Below are 19,747 nucleotides of genomic sequence, written 5' to 3' on the forward strand. Positions count from 1 at the left end.
GGCGGGTTCTCCTGCCCACCCCACAAAAACTAATTTATTTATCTATATATATCTATCTAATAGATGTCGTCACCGATCGACAAAACAAATATCTTAAATATGCAACCCCTGTAGTAAAACACTAATCTAGTCACCAACCCCAGCCTAAAGGCATGGGGCAAAGAAGAGAAAGGCTCACCACCTTTTAAATCTGAGACTAAAACAGTGTCTAGCTTGCGGGTCAAGAACCCAAACTGAACTATCTGGTGGTGGTACACCGAACGACGTTACTGGATGCTTCCCTAGTCTGTAACCTCTCGAATAGTCAGTAGCGAAGGGATATATACACACGGGCTTACCGCCACTTGCTATGCGTACAGGACAAACAGTGTCAGCCGGCAATTGTCCCGACGAAAGTACAGCACAAAAGTACACGGCATTTAGTAGTTCCAAGGCGGTAGCAAGCTTAACGGGGGACTAATCCTCCCCCCCATTCAATTGTAAAGCCGTCCTAAAAGGACGGGGTTTCTACCCATTTTTCTAATGAACACAGAGGCAATCGCAATCGGACCCCTAGAGGTATGGGGTGGAGTAGAATGCACTGTTAACCGCGTGGGCGACGAGTATTTCGACCAGTTGGAGCGCAGCGGTCACGCCACACGCCTAGAGGACCTCGACCTGTTTGCAGAACTGGGCGTGCGTGCCATGCGCTACCCCGTGCTGTGGGAACGGACTGCACCCGATGGTTTAGAGAGTGCTGACTGGTCGTGGGCGGATGAGCGACTGGGTCGTTTGCGCGAACTCGGCATTCATCCAATCGTTGGTCTAGTTCACCACGGCAGCGGTCCCCGCCATACCAGCCTCATCGATCCCAGCTTCCCTGAGAAACTAGCCGAGTTCGCCCGTGCGGTTGCACAGCGCTATCCGTGGGTAGACCGTTACACACCTGTAAATGAGCCACTGACCACGGCGCGATTTAGCGGACTCTACGGTCACTGGTATCCTCACGGACTCGATGGAATAACCTTCGCCCGTGCCTTGTTGATAGAGTGCCGTGCCACTGTACTCTCGATGCGGGCAATTCGTGAGGTAAACCCTGCGGCACAACTGGTGCAGACTGAGGACATGGGTAAAACTTACAGCACGCCCCTACTCGCGTATCAGGCAGAATTTGAGAACGAGCGCCGCTGGTTGAGCTTCGATTTGCTGTGCGGTCGCTTGAATCGGTCTCGCCCGATGTGGGGTTACCTATGCTACTTGGGCATTGAGGAAGCCGAACTCGATTGGTTCCTGGAGAATCCCTGCCCGCCAGACGTGTTGGGGCTTAATTATTACGTAACCAGCGAACGCTTTCTGGATGAACGCATAGAAAACTACCCAGACTCCTCGGTTTGCGGAAACGAGAAAGACAAGTACGTCGACATAGAGGCAGTGCGCGTCTGTGCTGAGGGTACAGCCGGTGTGCGCGGGCTGATGAAAGAGACATGGGAACGCTACGGGCTACCAATCGCCGTGACAGAGGCACACCTCGGTTGCACTCGCGAGGAGCAACTGCGCTGGCTTTATGAAGTATGGCAGGCAGCGCTTTCTATGTGTCGCGAGGGCGTGGACGTGCGTGGGGTGACTGTTTGGTCTCTCTTGGGTACGTTTGACTGGAATGTTTTGCTGACCCGCGCCGATGGCTACTATGAGTCGGGAGTATTTGATTTGCGCGGTTCCCATCCGCGCCCGACTGCCCTGGCCCGGCTGGTACGGGATTTAGCAGAGGGACGCCAGCCGGATCACCCCGTCCTCGACGTGCCTGGATGGTGGCGCCGACCTGTGAGGCTGCTTTATCCACCTTATAGTTGTTGCGCAGATGGGCAGCAGGATAACTGGGCTATGGGGCCTGAAGACTGGCGGCTGGAAAAGAACATGACTAATTCCCAATTAGCAATTAGCAAGCCCCAGCCTGTGCGTCCGCTGGCAATTGTTGGAGCCACAGGAACGCTGGGCAAGGCTTTTGCCCGCCTGTGCGAGCTCCGGGGCATCCCATACCACCTCCTGACACGCCAAGAGATGGACATTACCGACCTCGCGTCTGTCCGTGCCGCTCTTACTGAGTTGAATCCGTGGGCGGTTGTGAACGCTGCTGGGTACGTTCGCGTGGATGATGCGGAACGCGAACCTGACATCTGTCTGCGGGTGAATGCTGAGGGCCCAGCCATCCTCGCTGCTGCTTGCGTTGATGTGGGAGTGGCGCTGCTTACGTTCTCATCAGACCTTGTATTCGATGGGGCTGGTGCTACCCCTTATGTAGAAAGCAACGCTGTTGCACCCCTCAACGTTTATGGGCGCAGCAAAGCTCTAGCGGAGGCGCGGGTCTTACAGGCTAATCCCTCGGCGCTAGTAATCCGCACGAGTGCATTCTTCGGGCCGTGGGATGAGTATAACTTCGTGACGATCGCACTGCGTCAGTTGGCTGCTGGGCAGAGGTTCGTAACCGCAGAGGATTCGGTTGTTTCGCCTACCTATGTCCCGGATTTGGTGCATGCCAGCCTCGATTTGTTAATTGACGGCGAGTACGGCTTGTGGCATTTAGCTAATAAGAGTGCGATCAGTTGGACCGAGTTGGCGCGACTGGCGGCTTCTATAGCGGGTGTTGATGCGTCTGGTGTCGAAGCTCGTCCTACGCGAGAACTTGGTTTTGCCGCTGCGCGTCCCACTTACAGCGTTCTCGGCAGCGAGCGTGGCTTGCTACTCCCCGACCTTGACCATGCCATGTCCTGCTACTTCGCCGATCGGCAACGAGCTTAGATTTTCGAGTAGGAAGGAGTTAATATGTCTCAGGCTGGATCTACCCTCTCAGTAACAGGGGGAGCGCGATATATTATACATCTCCAAAAACTCTCAAGCTTTTTCCCCCGTTAGTTTATGGCGGCCTGCCCTCCAAGAGCAGGCCGCCATAAACTAACGGTCAAATAATTGTTTAAAGATTTATAGCAGAAGGAAGTTCGGCAACGGATTCTGTAACGGATGTAACGGATGTAACGGATGTAACGGATGTCAGTCCGATGGAAGTTCGGCAACGGATTCGCAAGGGCGGATGTAACGGATGTAACGGATGTCAGTCCGATGTCCGTCGGAAGAAGGAAGAAGGAAGAAGCAGTAAGCTGTGTTGCATCTAGATTGCCTATGGTATTAGAGAGGGAGAGGGGGTGAAGGGGAGAGGGGGAGAGGATTTGACGATTTTTGATCGGGACTCGAAATATACAATTTAAATGCACAACAGCTTAATAGCAATGGTTTCAGCGATTAAGAATGTCCTAACCGTCTTGGCGGTTGCTATATCACTAAAAATTTCCCTTGTTTTATTGACTGCCTGTAACTATTTTTTTGCTGTTTATACTAATCTTAGTTACACATAAGTGTTGCCCCTATTCGCCATGTGATATCAATTCCGGTTGCATTGGAATGATTAAACCGCAGAGTACGCTCTTAACGCAGAGTCAGAGAACACAGAGATGAATACAGGACTATGCTAACGGATTTGATATGATTAATCTACATACTACCCATATTACTGGTTCATAATTATTTTCCCGTTTTCAGCGAAATCTCTCGGCTGCTACTCTAAAATTTTTCACTAATCTAATTAGACGTTCTACCACTATTCTTTTTCTAGCCTTTTTTTGATTTTCTTGTTTGTGTTCCGAAGTAATGTCTTGAATTCTAGTTTTTTTGTCAGGACTATCAATGACTAATTCCCCCAAATATGCTTAATTTGCTTGGAACTTTTGTCCCTCACTTTATTCTTCACGTCGGGAGCGGCAAATTTTTATGTTCGCCGTTGCCACAGTTTCTCCCACTACTACATCTACGATTTCTTGGCCCGACGGCCTCACAATTTTTTGACCGCCCGTGCGATCGCGAACTCGAATTGTAAGGTGCTGATGGGCGCACCCTACAATTCGAGTTTGTGCGCTCGCGGACTAACTACTCATCTTCAGCATAGATAAACCGATACAATTCGCTAGGATCGGGTTCGGGGCTTTTCTCAGCAAAATCTACCGCATCATCAATTACTGCTTGAATCTTATTATCGATCTCTTTTAATTCTTCAGCAGTTGCCAAAGTTCGATCGATCAAATCAGCAGCCAACTTCTTAATCGGATCGCGGGGGAACCAATATTCCTTCTCTTCCTTAGAACGCAACTCATCAGGATCGGCCAAAGAATGGCCGCGAAAGCGATAAGTCAAAGCCTCGATCAAAGTCGGTCCCTCGCCGGCTCGCGCCCGCGCTACAGCTTCTTTCGCGACTTCCCGCACCGCCAAAACATCCATCCCGTCAACCTCAAAACCAGCCATGCCAAAAGCATGAGCCTTCTTGTAAATCAGCGGATCGGAAGTAGCTCGCTCGTGGGCCATCCCGATCGCCCATTTGTTGTTTTCCACGACATAAATAATCGGCAACTTCCACAAAGCCGCCATATTCAAACACTCAAAAAACTGCCCGTTATTTGCAGCACCATCGCCAAAAAAACAAGCAGTCACCCCATCAGAACTCTCATCCCCCAAAGCTTCGCGCCGGTACTTCGATTGAAAAGCCGCCCCGGTAGCTACAGGAATCCCCTCAGCCACAAAAGCATAGCCCCCCAACAGTCGGTGTTCGGCCGAAAACATATGCATCGAACCGCCGCGGCCCTTCGAGCAACCAGTTTCCTTCCCGAACAACTCCGCCATTACCTCCCGCGCCGGGACGCCCGCGCTCAAAGCGTGAACGTGATCGCGGTAGGTGCTGCTAACGTAATCGGTGTCATCCCGGCGCATCGATCGAATCACGCCTGTAGACACAGCTTCCTGACCGTTGTACAAGTGGACAAAACCAAACATTTTGCCCCGGTAGTACATCTCAGCACACTTGTCCTCAAAGTAGCGCCCCAAGACCATATCCTCGTAGAGCATCAAGCCCTCATCCCGAGAAAGGTTTACGCTTTGCGCGTCAAAAACTGGTAAAGTCCGTTCCTGAACCATAAATAATTAATACCCGACGATCGGCTTCCTAGACATCTAAATTTAAACTCACATCTTGCACCATTCTCCAGAACAGGCTTCCGTAGCCTGTTCCACAAAAAAGAATAGATTTTCTTGTGGAACGGATCCCAGAGCCCGTTCATAAAAGGCTTATTGAGAATGGTGCAACATCTCAGTTTAAACCCAGATGGGACACAACCGCAGCAGAAAAAGATCGCACCTTTTCTGTGCAGGAGTTCACCAATTGTTAAAATGAGTAGGGCAGGGCGGATGGCCCGGGATCGGAGAACCAACTCCCATCTAAACCCGATGCCAACGAATGATATAATTCCATTACTCTCAAACCCGAAAATGCTCTGCAAGTCAAACCACTCATGTAGCTGACGGGCAGTGGGGTTTGGCATTTTCCTCACTGTAAAACGCTGTAGAGGGAAAAAAATCAGATTATCTCTACGGCAAGTCCAAGATACCGTGAATTGGGCGGTTGGAAGCCAACACCAGAATTTTTGATTTGGTTTGCGGGAGTATCTCACTTAAGATAGGCTAATTCAGTTGCTAGCGCTTTGGGGAAGTGGACGAGTGTTAATTCCACTAGATTACTACCGGATTTTGGGTCTACCGATTCAAGCTACTGCCGAACAGTTGCAGCAGGCTCACCGCGATCGAACTTTACAGCTTCCGCGCAGGGAGTATTCCGAAGTTGCGATCGTCGCCCGCAAACAACTGCTCGATGAAGCCTGCGCCGTTCTGTCAGACTCAGACGGGCGCAAAGCTTATGATGCGAGTTTTTTAGCCAAAACTTACGATCGAGAGTCGGAAGCCGCACTCGAAGCCAAGCACCAGAGGTCGAAAACCTCAGCAGGCACGGCCACAGTTTTGCAAGACGCAGGAGAAACCGCTGCTGCAGAGTCCAAGGCTTTAGAGGCGGCTCCCGACCCCCACACTCCAAGTATTGAAATCGATGACAACCAATTCGTAGGAGCCCTGCTCGTACTGCAAGAACTGGGGGAATACGAACTCGTACAGAAGCTGGGTCGCCCGTATCTCAACAATGGCAGCATCGCGATCGCCGAAGGTCGTTTCGGCGACAAAGAGCTCGTGCGGCCAGATATAGTTTTAACCGTCAGCCTTGCCTGTCTAGAACTCGGCCGCGAACAGTGGCAGCAAGGTCAGTACGAAAATGCTGCAAAATCATTAGAAGCAGGTCAAGAACTGCTGCTGCGCGAAAGCCTATTTCCAAGCGTGAGGGGTGAAATGCAAGCCGACCTATACAAACTGCGTCCGTACAACATTTTAGAGTTACTATCCCTCCCCGAAGAAAAAGTCGCCGAGCGTCGCAAGGGACTGCAAATCCTGCGAGAAATGCTTCAAGAACGCGGCGGCATCGACGGTTCGGGAGACGATCGATCGGGTTTAGGAATAGAAGACTTCCTGCGCTTCGTGCAGCAAATGCGCAAACACCTAACCAGCAGCGAGCAGCAGGCTTTATTTGAAGCAGAAGCCGGCCGCCCCTCTGCAGTCGCCACTTACCTCTCGGTCTACACCCTGTTAGCCCAAGGATTTGCCGCCAGACAGCCATCAATGATCCGTCGCGCCAAGCTGATGCTGATGCAGCTCGGTCGCCGCCAAGACGTTCACCTGGAAAAAGCCGTTTGTTCCCTGCTGCTGGGCCAGACAGAAGAAGCCAGCAGGGCCCTGGAACTCAGTTCGGAAAAAGAGCCTCTCGCCTTCATTCGCGAACATTCCCAAGATTCTCCCGATTTGTTGCCCGGACTGTGCTTGTACGCCGAACACTGGCTACAAGAAGAAGTGTTTCCCCACTTCCGCGACTTGGCCAACCAGTCAGTATCCCTGAAAGATTACTTTGCCGACCCGAAAGTACAAGCTTACCTAGAAGCTTTGCCGCTTGAGGCAGAAACCGCCAACGAATGGGTGGTGGTGCAGCCCCGCTCCGGCAAACCCCCAGGGCGACTGCAACCGACAGCAGGCCGATCGCCCGCAGCAGTACCCCCACCATCGGGCAAGCAGGGAGCCAGTACCGTCACCTTGACCCCCGTACCAACCGGCGCCTCCACCGCAGCCTCAGGGCCGAAATCCCCGGCAACGGCGACCGTGCCGAGCTCGGCTGCCGCCGTCTCTCTCCCGACAGGTACGGCCCGACAGCCTGCAGACTCGACTTCCAAACCGCGCAGACGCAAAAATTCAGGGCGCAGCGGAGCAAGCGGCAAGGGCCTAACAGGCGATTTGGTCGATCGAAGCCGCAGCAAGGCAGCACAAATTTCCGCCAAAGTCAAGTCCATGCCTCGAAACAGGCTGGCTCTGTTTCTAGTTGCAGGTGTTGTGAGCCTGTTATTTCTGTGGTTAATACTCAGTCTGTTGGCGAGCGCGATACAAGCCCTCTCGGGCCCATCCCTGGAAGGTGAGCACGCCCGAGTCGGGCTGGAAGAACCGCCTATAGAAATCCCCCCTGTTTCCCAGGCTCCAGAGCCCAGCGCCGCGGCGTCGGGAGCAATGACTGAGACAGCAGCAAGAGACTTAGTTCAAAGCTGGCTGTCGGCGAAAGCAGCGGCTTTGGGCCCTAACCACGCTGTCGAAGAATTAAAGCAAGTTCTCACAGAACCGGCTTTGTCTCGCTGGCAATTAATGGCAGAAGCTCAACAGCGAAACAACGCTCACCAGCGTTATGTACACAAGCTGCAAGTTAATGGAGTTACCACAAATCCGACTAATCCCGATCGCGTCCAAGTAGATACCCAAGTATCAGAAAAAGCCGAAGTGTTCGATCGCGATCAGCCGGTTTCTTCGCGCAACGAAAACCTGCGGGTGCGCTACGATTTGATCCGCCAAGAGGGAGAGTGGCGGATTATGGATTGGCAAGTGATAAAGTAAGGAATTGGTAATTAGTAATTGGGAATTAGTAATGGGGAATTAGTAATTAGGAATTGGCAGCCGCCAGCTAGTAACCAATAACAAATAATATCAATTCCGGTTGCACTCCTCGAGATGATAGCAACTCTGGAAACGGCACGGTGCCGTTTCCCTACCCGAAAATAATCGTAGCACGGGCGAGGGGTCAGGGCGATCGCGATCGCACCAGATGTAACTATCGCCCGATTCATTTTCGGGAAACTGTACTGCCCATTGGTGTCAACAATCGCCTGAAAGCGTTGATAAATCTCGTTTTTACCTGAGTCTAGATCCGCCTAAATCCCCCTGATAGTCGGGGGACGAAAGAGAAGACTTTTGTCCCACCCTGATTAAGGGGGAGTAGGGGTTGACTTCGATCGGACTCTTCTCCCTCCGGCGGGGGGCTAGGGGGGCTTTAAGTTTAACAGTCAAACCGAGTTATTTATACTAATTTGGTAGGTGACTGGTTGAAGGGCTAGGCGGGCTCTAAGTTTAATAGTCAAACCGGAATTGATATGACTGGGTTAGAAGTTAAGTTGACACTAAGAAGGGCCAGGCGTCGCGTGCTGACTTTGGGTAATATTAATTCCGATGCCGCGGGATTTGAGATAACCAATCACAAATAACCAATAACTTGTTCCTTGTTCCTTGTTCCTTGTTCCTTATTTATTCGGCTATGACTTTAAATTTTGGGACTGGAGTTTTGAATTGCAGATTATTGTTGAAGGCTGGCGTTTTATTTATCATTCCTATTGCGTATAAAATCAATTTCAACTGCTGGAAATGCTCGATCGCCCGCGAGGACAAATTGAGCTTTTCCACCGCGATATGCCCTATATAGACGCAGCTTGGGAGACGAAATTTAGTTTGTTCGATCGCCTAAATGAAACTTTACTCCGCAGCATTAACAGCCCTGCGGTAAATCAGTCAGCGGATGTTACGCTGCGAATGTACTGCCCGCAGGACTTCTCGGCATCCAGCAGCGCGGCAACTTGGGTATTTGCAGCGACAGAATGGGGGATTGTTACGAGTACAGTATTGCAGGCGATGGGGGTTAAGTCGATCGCAGAAACTGCGGTTAATTCAGAAACGAAAATTATTACACTGTCGGCGCGATCAAAAGCCGGGTTAATTCGCAGCGGTGTTGAGGCCGATCGCATTGCGGTGGTACCTTTGGGAATCGATCCTAAAATTTATTATCCTGTCTCGGGCGATCGGCGTCAATCGCTGCGCGAAAGCTTGGGCTGGTCAAACTATTTTATATTTTTAAACATCGGAGGGCAAACGGACCGCAAAGGTATTCGCCCTTTATTAAAAGCCTTCGCTGCGGTAGTTGACAAATATCCCCATGCCAGATTAGTTTTAAAAGGTTCAGAACTGCTTTATCCGTCGAGAGACGAGATTGCCGAAGCCTGCCGAGTTGTGCTCGACGATGCGGAAAGAGCGAGAGTTTTACCGAGATTAATTTATACTGGCGGGCAGCTATCTTTTGCTCGAATAGCTGAGTTTTACCAAGCTGCAGATGCTTATGTTTCTCCGTATTTAGCAGAAGGTTTTAATCTGCCGGTGTTGGAAGCTGCAGCTTGCGGTTTGCCGGTTATTTGCACCGAGGGCGGCCCTACGGATGATTTTACGCGCTCGGACTTTGCACTGCAAATTGAAAGTAAATTTATGGCTGTGGCGAGGGAGGGGGAAACTTTATAAGGAATACCCTGAAAACCCCGTGACTTCAGTCCGGGGATGAAAGGGCGTTGCAGGATTTATCCTGCCTGTTCTCTTTACCTCAGTCATGAACCCAAAATCCAATCTTTTTAATTCAAAAAACTTCCTTAAAAAGCTTTGGACAAAACGGGACAGTATAGTAAACTGAAACAGTCAGGGTTAAACTCCCTTGCCATCGTGAAACAGGACATGAGACACACTTTTAGGCATAAACTGGGGGACAAAGTGCGGCGAAAACACTATAAACAGTCGAAACCGAAAATGTAGGTTTCAATCCAGCAAATAAACTTTTTCACGCTCGAATTGTTAAGTAGGGTAGGGCATACCCAAACTCTAGGGAAATATCCTAGTACGCTTTTGGAGATAGACCCGCTGGGATGCTTCTGAATTAGGCTCGTCAATTGGTGGTATCCCCACGGTTGAAAGGTTTAAGTATTGCCGTAAGGACAGAACATTTTAAGGTCAGTCGCTGAATTAAGAATCCCCTCGGCTTCAGCCAGGGGAGTGTCAACTTAGCTCCTGAGTGGGAACATTTGACTGATTTGATGCGAAGGGCGATCGAACAGCCTGGAATCGCTGCGAAAGCTAGGGTTGCGGGTCCGGGTTTTGTGGCCCAAAATTTTACTTGGAGGCGGGTTGTCGATCGATTGCTTGAGGTTATGGGAGGAGATAGAAAGAGAGAGGAGAAGTCTATTTTTGAGCCGATAATTTTGTAGTTTGGGCGTTTCAAGCCCTAGATCGGGAAATAGGTTTTTTCCGGCTTTAACCTTGTATTTATAATATATAGGGCTATCTGTGTTTCAATCCCTGATAGGGTTTTAGGTTTTTTCCGGCAGCTGATGCAGCGCAAAGCAGAACGTGAAGAGATGCTTGTTTCAATCCCTGATAGGGTTTTAGGTTTTTTCCGGCCGCCGGGGTCTGGGAGGCTTGAAATATAAGGTTTTCAAGGTTCAGTTGCGTCTGAATGCAATCAATATACCATTTGAGCGATCGCCCTGTCAAGGGAGCAAAATTCAAATAGACCTCAAACTCTCTCCCAGTAAACCTTACAGCATTTGCGTCTGACCCCCATGACGTACAAACCACTGCAAACCCAGTCCTAGTAAAGCTTTGGGCCATTAAAATTCACCCCCTCCCTTCAACACCTACAGCCAGACGCAAAATCACACCATAAAGATCGTAGTATCCAGCGGTGCGCGGCCACCAATCCGCTCTATCTTCCCCTGACAGCAAGCACACAAAAAGTGAAACAGAATACTATCTTCTTCCGACTTAATCACCCTACTCAGACGTTGGCGCATCCGAGCATACTGGGTATCCGTCACCTCGCAATGAAACACCGAATACTGCTTCCATTCCCCATAAGACTTGAGAATTTTGTGAATCTTAGTGCGGCGCTTGTCCTCAGAAATATCATAGCAAACCAAAACAAACATAACTCGATCGCCCTCCCTATTTCAAAATCAAAGGTGGATACTTATCAACTTCACCCATCAAATACTTAGCCATCAGCCGCCCTTGAATTTCAAACGCTTCTTGATAAGTACACGACTTTCCCATGACTGGATGCTTGAACTTTGACTGTTTCTTTTGCTCGTAAAGTCGCAAAAAATTGTGCAGCCCTTCTTTTGTTAATGAAACCGCCCCGCTCAACGGTTCTGCCGTAAAATCCTGAGGGGAAACTTTCTGCAAATTTATCGCCGTCAACACTACAGCATCAACTACCAAAGGTCGAAACTCTTCCATCAAATCCAGGGCTAACGAAGGACGGCCATAGCGCTCAAAATGCAAATATCCCAAATACGGATCGAACCCCACAATATTCACCGCACTTTGAACATCGTGCCGCAGCAGAGAATATCCCAAACTTAACAGAGAATTTACCGCGTCAGTAGGCGGACGGCGGCGCCGAACTTCAAAGCTAAATTCCCGCACCCGAATCAGCCGATTGAAGCAGCCAAAATAAGTCGCACTACCCGCCCCCTCCAATCCTCGCAGAGAATTAATACTCGAACTTTTCTCAATAGAGGCGATGACTTGTTTCAATTGTGCGATCGACTTTTCCAAATCCTGTGGAGAATATTTGCGCTGACACTCTAACAAAGTATTGCGGTAATTCTTGAGCTTTCCCCGTACAAACCCTCTCACTAAATGTACCGATTTTTCCGATTCCCCAGCCGCTTGCCACTGAGCTTTTCGCACAAAAATATTTTTCGTCATTTCCGGTTCCAACCTCCCCAAATAACGTCCGTTTACTGTCAAAAAACTCAAAGGAATGTGACGTTCCAAAAGTTCCACAACCACAGCCGGCGAAACAGTAGCCCGTCCCAAAGCAACAACCCCATCAATTTTGATTAATGGCACGTCCAACAGATTTTTTTTGTCAGCTTTAACCGTAAGACGTTCGTCAAGTTTGCCGATAAAAGCATCTTCTTGAGTAATATAAACTGTTCCCATTGTCAATTCTCCTATTTGCAGGTTAACTTGCTTCTTGATACCGCAGGACTTTCTGTGCAGCTTGCGGCAAACATTGCTGATAAAGGCTGCAACCTAGACAGCGTTTGCTATAATAGGCAGGAGGCATTTTGCCAGTTTGCAGCAAAAATTGGATAGCGTTGATAGTGGCGATCGTCTCTTGTCTCAATTGCTCAGAAATCTCCACTAATTGCCGCTGGTGCGATCGCGCGTAATACACATATCCAGCCGCAATATTTTTCCCCGCCATTTCTTCCAAACAAAGCGCTTGAGCGCAAACTTGCAACTCGTCGTTATCCCATTCCCCCTTCCGCCCCCGCTTATATTCCACCGGATAAAACTCACCCTCAGCCGACTCAATTAAATCCGATTTACCAATCAGTTTATAGCGCTCGGATTTCAGCCAAATCGCCCGCACCTGCCAAGTTTCATCCTGGTTAATCTCGCCCATCCTGTGAACGCGATCGTGCAAACTTGTCCCATCAATGGTATACTGATTGTCCGCAAATTCCCCCGCACAAAACATCCGCCAGCAGCGGTGAGCGCAATAGGAATACTGGTTAAGCGACGCAATAGAAATGTAATCAAAATCATTCATAATTCCAAGGGTTTATAACAGATTCTCCTCGTTCCCAGGCTCTGCCTGGTAACACAGATCCGGAGGCTGTGCCTCCAATTTTCCTCCGCGAGCAAGCGAGGCAGAGCCTCTGGATATCGGTTCCCAGGCAGAGCCTAGGAACCAGTTAACTATGGGTTTTACGTTAAGTTTCAAGAACTTTTTTTAACAACTATTCGCCTAGTCATTCCCATCCCCATCGGAGTTTTCCTCCCCACCCCGCAGTAAACAGCAAAATCAGCCAAAGCATTAACTTGCTTAATCGCTAAAGGCTCCACCTCTCCCAAAATCCGATAACTAACCTCCCCAACCATGCCGACAAAATTGCTTTCATAGTTAGTCAACTTTTCACTTCGGATATTGACAAATGTCGAAAAAAGTGCATCGAAGGAAAGATCGGGAAGTGCGATCGGGCTGTACTTATTCCAGCGACTGAGGAGACTATTAAAAACGCAATCTCTAGTAGGAATCACCGAATCGAATTTCCCTTGCCTAAAAGTAGTAGGAGTCGCAAAACTGAAGGCAATTAAGCGGTTAGTTTCTGAAGCTTGTTCGTAAAGTTGAGAGTAACTACAAGCATTAGCCCAAGGTTGATCTAATTGAGGAGTACCGAGGATATTCGCAATCAGCAAATCCGCCGGGCCAAGGTGCCACGGCTTCGAGGGATTGAGATTCAGCCAAAGATTCGTTAACTTGCCAAATAAAGTGTCATCAAGGAGAGTAATCCGCCACCAACAGAGAGAGTGTGCTGGAATCGATTGTGTGTGTTCCCATTCCAGGAAATGGTGTTTTTTGAAAGGGCATTTTTTAGTTTGCAAAGGGCTCAGAGTAAAAGCTTTATCAGCGGCAGCATCGTGGAGGTAATCGCCGAGTTGTTTGTCAACGGAACTCACGAGGGTGAGAAAGAGGGCGTGCAGGTGTCTTCCCGTGAGGTATCCGGGGGGAATTGGGGCCAGGGGAAGGATGTTGAGGACTAGACTGTGTGGCATAATTGGTTAATAGTTAATGCTTAAAATTGGTTCAATTTTTATCGTTCCCAGGTAGAACCTGGGAACGCATTTCTAGAGGCTCTGCCTCCTATTAATCTGCCCGAAAGCGGTATTCCATACACGCCGGAATTTTGAGTTTTTCAAACTCGTAATATCGCCCTAGCATTTTGACATTTTGGATGAGGCTAACAGGGGGCATATTAACCACATCGTAGCTAATCACTTGATGGGTAAACATCACATCTAAAGGGTTGAGAAGATAGGGAAAGATGAAGTCTGTTTCTGAGGGCGATCGCTTCACTTCCTTCTGTTCAACAATTTCGACTGCTGCTTTGCTCATCCACTTTCCCAACCGTATCCATTTCGCCAGTTTCAGAGGCTTCTCTGAGATTATGAAAAACTCAAATTTGCTTTCCGGCGCAATTTCTTTTGTTCTGCCAAAACTAGGGATATTTTTCTGAGTTTTCTCCATCTCGACGTGATAGTTATTATTGGCATATTTCCAAGTGTTGAGAGTAGAGGAGTGAGAAATAGATCGCCCCGGAGTAACATAAATCCCCTGTTGGTTGAGCGCCGTTAAATGCGGCTCGTATTTAGGAACTTGTTCGGGACAGAAATAGCGATAGGAATGTTCTTCAGAAACGGTGGTGGAATAGATTTCGCTATCCACCAAACCCAGCGCGTAACAAAGCGCGTAATTGTGAATTACAGGCTCAGTTTCGTAAAGTCTCCCTATCTCCCGAGTTGCAAAATAAAGGCTATCGTGCAACTCGATTAGACAGCGGTAAATAAAAGTCATGGTTGTTACTCCGCTGCTGCTGTAGCTCCTGCCTTACCCTTGATATGCTTCTTCGCGTAAGCTTTAGCCTCGTCATCGGCTTTCTTCAACATTTTTTTGAGTTCATCTTCATTGCCAATAACAGCTTTAACCTCTGTCACTAATGGTGTAAACTTATCCCCAATAAAGTCTTCATGCACGATAAATTCCTCAGACAGTAACGTTTGGATAGCAGTCCTAGCAGCCATAATCACATCATCTTCATTGAGAGGGTTGTTGGAATTAAGTTTATCCTCAACCTGCAATTTGTCGTAAATTGCTTGCGTCCAGCGGAGGTTACTGGTAATTTCGCCGTCGGCAAATACCACGCCAATTAACTCATTTCTGACTCGACCTGTGCGGGTGGTTTGAGCGCCATAGTGCCGCGTTCTGAGGATGTTGTTGAAAACATACAAAAAACTAGCTTCTGTAGGGTCTTTCAGGGTGACAATGCTAGGAAAGAAAATCTGGGGTTTGATGTGGTCTTGCTGATTGATGCGACTGGTAACTTCGCCTGGTTTGGAACCTGCTTCACCCTTAGATGCCATTGTGCCATTCTCAAAGGGAGCATTGAGGGTAAAAGTCTCGTGAGATTCATCAAAAGCGGTAATTGAAAATGCTGTGTCAACTACTACTTTTGATTTCTCTGAACCAGAGTCACCGATCGCAAATCCGTAGATAATGCAATCAGGATTATTCATTGCAAACTTGACATTGTATTCGCAATCTTCAGCGGTCATAAAACCATAGTTACGCAGCAACTCGCGACCGACTAAACGTTCTGGTGTAGATTGCTTGCGCTTAAACATGGTAAGGCGGCTGATAGGTTTTTGGTCTTCAATTCCTGCCCTGACTCGCGCTTTATTCAGTTCTCCATCTGTCTGAAAGAGAGGATAAGATTCTGTCACTCGTACAGTCAGGAAGTGGGCATATTTCCCCATTGGTTTGTAAGGGATGCTGGCATGAAATAATTTAGCATCAAGGGTTTTTAAGAAAGGCATGATTTGTCTCCTAAGTGAAATTTGGAGTTAAAATGTTACTGGTGCAAAATGCGTGTAGCTTGTCAAACACTAGCTTCAGCTTTAATTGTCAGCTTCGTCCTCAGATTCGTCACCTGATTTTTCCTCTTTAGCGCGATTTTCTTTGTCATTCTCTAAACGATAAAGGAATTCGCAGGTATCTCGGATTAGGTTGATTTGGCGGCCGGCTAAACGAGCCCGATCGCCCGCGAAAGACTGCTCAAATACCTCCTCAACAAAGTATCGACTAAACTCTAAAATTGCCTCTCGTTCTTCCTCCCGCTTGCTGAAAATCCAGCGCCCTTCAGCAGTAGAAGCGTGAACGCGATCCATGAGCTTTGAAACTTCAGCAGCAACAACAAACACTAAAGAAAAACTATGATCGGCTTCAAGGATAGTTTTAGAAGCAATATCAATCGGTTTCAGCACAGCATTTGCCTTGGGATTGTATCGCTTACTTGCACGGTAAAATCTGCGATACAATTCCGTCAATTTTTGGGGGTGGTTTAAACTTGATGCGGTTGTCACAGTCAATCGTTCCTCTTCATGATTATAGTGGGCATTGGAGTCAAAGCAAGGGTAAAAATGATAAGCATAAAGCTTAATTTTTTGAATTGATGCCGTTTCATTTTTCTGTTTGCGAACCCATTGATTTAGGTAGCTAAATACATAAAGCGGGCTGGTTTCAAAATCCTTGGCGAGTTCAGTTAATTTACCCCAGTTGGAGTCATAGCCGGACTTCCCCTGTTTCGCATTAACATCAAGGTGAATGGCATAAGCCGCAGTTAAGACATTTAAAGGTGCAGGATAAGATTTGCCGTTTTCCTCCCAACCTTCTAGGATATAGTCGAGGCGGAAGCGATCGCGCTTCGTCAATACCCTAAAAGCTTGGGGTACACTGTCAAGAAATACGGTTTCTTCAAATTCTGCACCGTCGTTAAAAGGCGGAATTGGCGACTCTGAAACTACGGTTTTAACATCTAGAATCATGGGGAAAGCAAAAGCTAGCCAAGCTGGCATTACCCAAGATTCGGTATCAGTTGCATCTCGACCGGGGGGAAGCGCCATGAAGTAAAATGTTAGGGGCTGGTCTTCGGGATAGGAAAGTTTGAAGGTGCGGTCTTTTCCTGGTTCGAGGTTTTCATCTATTAGGAAAGCATCGACACTTTGGTAGCGATCGCGTCCAAAATCTGCTTGCAAATCCTTGTTGATAAAATGATTGCGAATGCTGGTATCAAAGCGGCTTTGGGCAATGCTAGTGTAGGCTTTTTGCAGAAACTTATTTGTTTCTGGGGTAAAGTAATATGTGGGATAAAAATAGAGATAGCGATATTTGCCATCTTCAAATTTTTTGCCCACAGCTTGAGTTTGATTCATTAAAATTTGCCTCAGCATCATTTCCAAACCTGCAATACTAGAAATATTGCGTTTGGCGTTAGAACCTCCCAACATTTGTTTGTTAGTGTAAACTTGAGGGGTGAACAAAACGGCTGATTCCATTTGTTCTGTTACCGTATAAGCTGAATGGGAAATCGAACAGATTAACTGTCTTCCTCTACCCTGTTTCTTAGCGAGTTGGTAGCGTTCCAATTCATCTAAAAATATCTTACTGGATGCTGTGTCCAATGGTGTATTTCCGGGTAACATGACAACCCGCGTTACCCACAGTCGCAAATCGTCCCAACCGTCGGGCAATTTGTACTGTGAAAGAATGGGTTTAATCATTTGGGAAATGTGGGCGATCGCCTGTTCGCAAACCTCCCGCACATCCTCAATGCCTGGGTGATGTTCTAGGTACTTTGCTGCTAAATAGTACCATTCGTAAGGAACGCCACCTGTATTACCTTTTAGCTTAAGTTCTTTTAGGCGTTCATTAATCCGTTGAATTTCTCTCAGGGCTGGCAGATACTCGGACAGGTTCCAAAACTTAGCAATTTCCTCGACAATATCTAGATGAGGCAGTGCGGGTAGTTTTTTGTCTTTTTTACGTGCAGCTTCGATGGTATTAACCTGTTCTCCCCAAATCTTGCGACTCACTAAGTCGCCAAGTTCAGCAATCTGGTCAATCCGAATATCGTCGTCAAAATTGAAGCTGTAATCAGCAGACAAAACATTTTGTCTTTGAAATTTTATCAGATTATCGCTGCGACTTTTTGCAACAGAATTTTTACCTATTTTGAGAATGCGTAACGTAGCAGCGATGGCAACTAGCATCAAATCTGACGCATCAAAAAACAGGTTATAATACTCGGCATATTTCATGCCTTTACCATCTCTGCCAAAGCCAGTTTGTCGCCGTTGCAGTTGTCCGGCGCAGAGTTGTTTGATCTTGCTAACTACTCGTTCGGGTAAGTCTGCAATTGAAATAGCAGGAGCATCCCGCCGTGCTAGGTAAATTACACCTGTTGGTAGGTAAAGCAATGGTTCATAGTACGTGCAAGGGTCGGTATTTAGTGCCGTATGCGCTTCCATTAAAGCGTTATTGACGACGTTGGTAAGTACGCCTCTGTTTTCAGCGATGCTGTGATAAGTGAATTTTAATTGCCCGCCGCTGAGGCTGTGGATTAACTCGTTTAGCCGGGTATTTTCTGCATCTTGGGGATGTTTGATAATAGATGCTAGGGAATCTGCTAAACAGGTTAAGTCTGAGAGGCTGCGGAGTGTGCGATCGCGCAAAACTGGACTTAACCCAAATTCAGAAAAATTCCAGTTAGTATCCCAACGCCGCTGAGCGTTGTAAGCAAGGCAGAGCAAGTCGTCAATGTATTCTCGATAAGCATCTGGATCGTCGGGATTGATGAAGCTATCTATTCCTAACTGACGCACTTTTTCATCTATAATTTGACGGTGCTGTTCTAGCGGTAACTTGCGACAATCGTTGGGGACATCGGGAAATTTTTCAAAGTCGTGGAGAATAAAGCCAGCAATTACTAACCGCCGTTCTGGTTCTCCCACCGATCGCCGCACGGTGGTGTCGAGTTTTTCTAACCGCTGTTCAATTAAATTAGCAGGAAATAATCCATTTAGCAGGTGAGTATTTAGGGACTGATCGGCTGCATTATGCCGTCTCACATTCTCTTTTCCTTGTTTGCGATCGAGTTCGTCAAAAAATTTGCCGCCTTTGGCTGTGACGCCAATGGCAACTCTCAGCAGATTTGGCAAGACATATTCTGCGAAGTCTCCCATGACGCGATCGCCTGGATTTTGACTCTGAATGGCTTCTCGCAAGAGTTTGAGAGTTAGTAAGTCGCGAGTTTGAGGTTCGATTGTGCGATCGGAGGTTTGAAAGTTTGCCCCTAATTCTTCATCTTGCAACCAGTCATCATCTGGATCATCTAATTGTTCAGAGTTCAAATTAACTGGGATATCAAAATTTAATGAGAGTTGTTGGTACTCTTCGTCTGGTTTTTGACGTTTTTTAGCCATTTTATGCCTCTAGGGAGTCTATGAAAGAACTCACTTATCTTTTTTTGACAAAAAAGCTCTACAGGCTCTGATGTAGTTACACTAATCCTGTAGAGCCTAACTATTGAAAATTCGCAACTTGCTACTATCTAGCGCCTTTGAGATACCTTTTTAGAGCCTCGGAGGATTACTAAAAAGTCATAGACTTCTGCTTTGACCTCCTCTGACTCAAACTCATTTCTGTCCAATGCAGTTTCTAATAAGTTCTGAACTTTTTCCAGCAACTCAAAGGGGTGGCGATTTCTCCCTCGAACTTTCTTTTTGTTTTCCAAAAAAGGTTTCCGCGAATAGGGAATAAATAGCAAAGGCCCTCCCTCACCAGAGCGTTTTGGCTTTGGCATTGTTAATGTCTCCTGTTTAGTTTTTACAGACTGGAAAGACTCACGGCTGCTGACTGCTAACAGCAGCAGAAGGGGGGTGTTATACCCCCACCCAAATAAAGTGACGCTAAAAACCGTTCTGTCTAGAGAACAAGAAGGGCTGCGATTACATATCTGTGTTCCTACTCGCGATCGTTGCTCACAGAGCCGCGAAGCTTTCCATGGTCTAAGTGTAAGCGATCTAAACATAGTTGTCATCCTTGCTATATTTATGTACTATGGTGTGGACAGGTAGAAAAAGCTTATTAATTTTTATTGATAGCTTAACACCCTATTAGGGATTGAAAAAATTCGCTGCGCTCCTAATGGCGTTCGTTCCTCTATCTTTCTACCTGACTTAACCCCCCCTATTAGGGCTTGAACTT

At 47.6% G+C, this 19,747-nt stretch carries 16 protein-coding genes; 5 read left to right on the plus strand and 11 right to left on the minus strand.

Features of this window, described 5'->3' with window-relative positions; translation table 11 throughout:
• Positions 1-522 precede the first annotated feature (522 nt).
• Both QUB61_RS15680 and QUB61_RS15685 read left to right on the plus strand, forming a co-directional pair.
• The gene (locus QUB61_RS15680) at positions 523-2,775 is read left to right on the plus strand and encodes a family 1 glycosylhydrolase (RefSeq protein WP_333131435.1); all 2,253 of its coding nucleotides are present in this window, start codon (positions 523-525) and stop codon (positions 2,773-2,775) included.
• A 246-nt stretch (positions 2,776-3,021) separates the two neighbouring features.
• On the plus strand, positions 3,022-3,180 hold the full coding sequence (locus tag QUB61_RS15685) for a hypothetical protein (protein WP_333131436.1): 159 nt from the start codon (positions 3,022-3,024) through the stop codon (positions 3,178-3,180).
• Positions 3,181-3,566: 386 nt separating this feature from the next.
• Here the strand turns inward: QUB61_RS15685 and QUB61_RS15690 are convergent, their stop codons facing one another.
• Together QUB61_RS15690 and pdhA are read right to left on the minus strand one after the other, a co-directional pair.
• A complete protein-coding gene (locus QUB61_RS15690) occupies positions 3,567-3,731 on the minus strand; it encodes a transposase family protein (RefSeq protein ID WP_333131438.1) in 165 nt (54 codons plus the stop codon).
• A 223-nt stretch (positions 3,732-3,954) separates the two neighbouring features.
• Complete coding sequence (pdhA, locus tag QUB61_RS15695) at positions 3,955-4,992, minus strand: pyruvate dehydrogenase (acetyl-transferring) E1 component subunit alpha (RefSeq protein WP_333131441.1); 1,038 nt, start codon at positions 4,990-4,992, stop codon at positions 3,955-3,957.
• 579 nt (positions 4,993-5,571) lie between these two features.
• Between pdhA and QUB61_RS15700 the strand changes: the two genes are divergently transcribed.
• Positions 5,572-7,881: an IMS domain-containing protein gene (locus QUB61_RS15700; RefSeq protein WP_333131443.1), complete on the plus strand. Its 2,310-nt coding sequence runs from the start codon at positions 5,572-5,574 to the stop codon at positions 7,879-7,881.
• Positions 7,882-7,892: 11 nt separating this feature from the next.
• Here the strand turns inward: QUB61_RS15700 and QUB61_RS15705 are convergent, their stop codons facing one another.
• Complete coding sequence (locus tag QUB61_RS15705) at positions 7,893-8,111, minus strand: hypothetical protein (RefSeq protein ID WP_333190018.1); 219 nt, start codon at positions 8,109-8,111, stop codon at positions 7,893-7,895.
• Between the two features lie 571 nt (positions 8,112-8,682).
• Between QUB61_RS15705 and QUB61_RS15710 the strand changes: the two genes are divergently transcribed.
• Both QUB61_RS15710 and QUB61_RS15715 read left to right on the plus strand, forming a co-directional pair.
• Positions 8,683-9,603 (plus strand): glycosyltransferase, encoded by a 921-nt coding sequence (locus tag QUB61_RS15710; RefSeq protein ID WP_333131447.1) that lies wholly within the window; start codon positions 8,683-8,685, stop codon positions 9,601-9,603.
• Between the two features lie 551 nt (positions 9,604-10,154).
• Positions 10,155-10,337, plus strand: a complete 183-nt coding sequence (locus QUB61_RS15715) for a hypothetical protein (protein ID WP_333131449.1) — start codon at positions 10,155-10,157, stop codon at positions 10,335-10,337.
• A 447-nt stretch (positions 10,338-10,784) separates the two neighbouring features.
• Here the strand turns inward: QUB61_RS15715 and cas2 are convergent, their stop codons facing one another.
• The 8 genes from cas2 to QUB61_RS15755 all read right to left on the minus strand — a co-directional run bounded on the left by cas2 (position 10,785) and on the right by QUB61_RS15755 (position 19,343).
• Positions 10,785-11,057: a CRISPR-associated endonuclease Cas2 gene (gene cas2 / locus QUB61_RS15720; RefSeq protein ID WP_333131451.1), complete on the minus strand. Its 273-nt coding sequence runs from the start codon at positions 11,055-11,057 to the stop codon at positions 10,785-10,787.
• A gap of 16 nt (positions 11,058-11,073) precedes the next feature.
• A complete protein-coding gene (gene cas1d, locus QUB61_RS15725) occupies positions 11,074-12,078 on the minus strand; it encodes a type I-D CRISPR-associated endonuclease Cas1d (RefSeq protein WP_333131453.1) in 1,005 nt (334 codons plus the stop codon).
• A gap of 22 nt (positions 12,079-12,100) precedes the next feature.
• Entirely contained in the window at positions 12,101-12,694 is a 594-nt protein-coding gene (cas4, locus tag QUB61_RS15730; protein WP_333131455.1) for a CRISPR-associated protein Cas4, read from the minus strand.
• A gap of 170 nt (positions 12,695-12,864) precedes the next feature.
• On the minus strand, positions 12,865-13,701 hold the full coding sequence (gene cas6, locus QUB61_RS15735; protein WP_333131457.1) for a CRISPR-associated endoribonuclease Cas6: 837 nt from the start codon (positions 13,699-13,701) through the stop codon (positions 12,865-12,867).
• A 91-nt stretch (positions 13,702-13,792) separates the two neighbouring features.
• The gene (gene cas5d / locus QUB61_RS15740) at positions 13,793-14,500 is read right to left on the minus strand and encodes a type I-D CRISPR-associated protein Cas5/Csc1 (RefSeq protein ID WP_333131459.1); all 708 of its coding nucleotides are present in this window, start codon (positions 14,498-14,500) and stop codon (positions 13,793-13,795) included.
• A 5-nt stretch (positions 14,501-14,505) separates the two neighbouring features.
• Positions 14,506-15,519: a type I-D CRISPR-associated protein Cas7/Csc2 gene (gene cas7d, locus QUB61_RS15745; protein WP_333131461.1), complete on the minus strand. Its 1,014-nt coding sequence runs from the start codon at positions 15,517-15,519 to the stop codon at positions 14,506-14,508.
• Between the two features lie 81 nt (positions 15,520-15,600).
• On the minus strand, positions 15,601-18,963 hold the full coding sequence (cas10d, locus tag QUB61_RS15750; RefSeq protein WP_333131463.1) for a type I-D CRISPR-associated protein Cas10d/Csc3: 3,363 nt from the start codon (positions 18,961-18,963) through the stop codon (positions 15,601-15,603).
• 128 nt (positions 18,964-19,091) lie between these two features.
• Positions 19,092-19,343: a hypothetical protein gene (locus QUB61_RS15755; protein WP_333121054.1), complete on the minus strand. Its 252-nt coding sequence runs from the start codon at positions 19,341-19,343 to the stop codon at positions 19,092-19,094.
• Between the last annotated feature and the right edge of the window lie 404 nt (positions 19,344-19,747).

It is taken from the genome of Microcoleus sp. C2D2 (assembly GCF_036702495.1).
GTDB lineage: Bacteria > Cyanobacteriota > Cyanobacteriia > Cyanobacteriales > Microcoleaceae > Microcoleus.